A 1,472-nucleotide genomic window follows, 5' to 3' on the forward strand; every position below is an offset into this window, starting at 1 on the left:
CCCATGGATGGGTTCACGGCGTGTCCCGRGCAGCCCTGCCAACCCGGCCCACGCCTTGAAGCCCAACGAGGCAACGCCTTGAACCTTACAGTGCCTCGAAAATGCCCGCTGCACCCATGCCGGTGCCGATGCACATCGTCACCATGCCGTACTTCTGCTGGCGACGGCGCAGGCCGTGCAGCAGGGTCGCGGTACGGATCGCGCCGGTSGCRCCCAGCGGRTGGCCCAGCGCGATSGCGCCGCCCAKCGGGTTGACCTTGCTCGGGTCCAGGCCGCAGTCGCGGATCACGGCCAGCGACTGCGCGGCGAAGGCTTCGTTGAGCTCGATCCAGTCCAGCTGGTCCTGGCTCAGGCCGGCCTGCTTCAGTGCCTTCGGAATCGCGGCGATCGGGCCGATGCCCATCACTTCCGGGCGCACACCAGCCACCGAGAAGCTGACGAAGCGGGCCAGCGGGGTCAGGCCGTAATCCTTGATCGCCTGTTCCGACGCCAGCAGCACTGCGCCGGCGCCATCGCTCATCTGCGAGGAGTTGCCGGCAGTGACGGTGCCGCCGAACTGGCCGTTGCGGAACACCGGGCGCAGCTTGGCCAGGCCTTCAGCGGAGGAATCCGGACGCGGGCCTTCGTCGGTGTCGGCCACCTTGTTGCGGGTGATGATGCGCTTGCCGTCGGCCAGATCGGGCTGGTGCGAGACGATCTCGTACGGGCTGATCTCGTCCTTGAAGTCGCCGTTCTGGATGGCGGCCATGGCCTTCTGGTGCGAGGCCAGGGCGAACGCGTCCTGTTCTTCGCGCGAGACCTTCCACTCTTCAGCGACCTTCTCGGCGGTGATGCCCATGCCGTAGGCGATGGCGACGTGGTCGTTGTCGAACACGCTCGGGGCCATCGCGATCTTGTTGCCCATCATCGGCACCATCGACATCGATTCGGTGCCGCCGGCCAGCATCAGGTCGGCGTTGCCAAGGCGGATCGCGTCGGCCGCCTGCGCCACGGCCTGCAGGCCGGAGGAGCAGAAGCGGTTCACGGTCTGCGCGGCGATGGTGTTCGGCAGGCCGGCCAGCAGCACGCCGATGCGGGCTACGTTCATGCCCTGCTCGGCTTCGGGCATCGCGCAGCCGATGATCGCGTCATCGATGCGGTTGACGTCCACGCCCGGCGCCTGCGCCACGACGCTGCGCAGCACGTGGGCGAGCATGTCGTCGGGGCGGGTGTTGCGGAACATGCCCTTGGGCGCCTTGCCAACCGGGGTGCGGGTGGCGGCGACGATGTAGGCGTCCTGGATTTGCTTGGTCATTGCAGTGATCTCTTGAATAGGGGTTGGAAGAGGTTGCCGGCCAGTGGCCGGCACTACCGATGTCTTCCGTCAGTTCCGCAGCGGCTTGCCGGTCTTCAGCATGTGCGCGATGCGGGCCTGGGTCTTTTCCTGCTGGGCCAGTTCGACGAAGTGCTTGCGCTCCAGGGTCAGCAGCCAC

The 1,472-nt window shown here is 67.1% G+C and carries 1 protein-coding gene; it reads right to left on the bottom strand.

Translation table 11 applies throughout. The annotated features are described in order from the left end of the window. Nucleotides 1–85: 85 nt before the first annotated feature. Nucleotides 86–1,294: an acetyl-CoA C-acyltransferase gene (locus AC1VAN_RS21675; protein ID WP_480986725.1), complete on the bottom strand. Its 1,209-nt coding sequence runs from the start codon at nt 1,292–1,294 to the stop codon at nt 86–88. Between the last annotated feature and the right edge of the window lie 178 nt (nt 1,295–1,472).

Source organism: Stenotrophomonas sp. 05L44_2 (assembly GCF_056665995.1).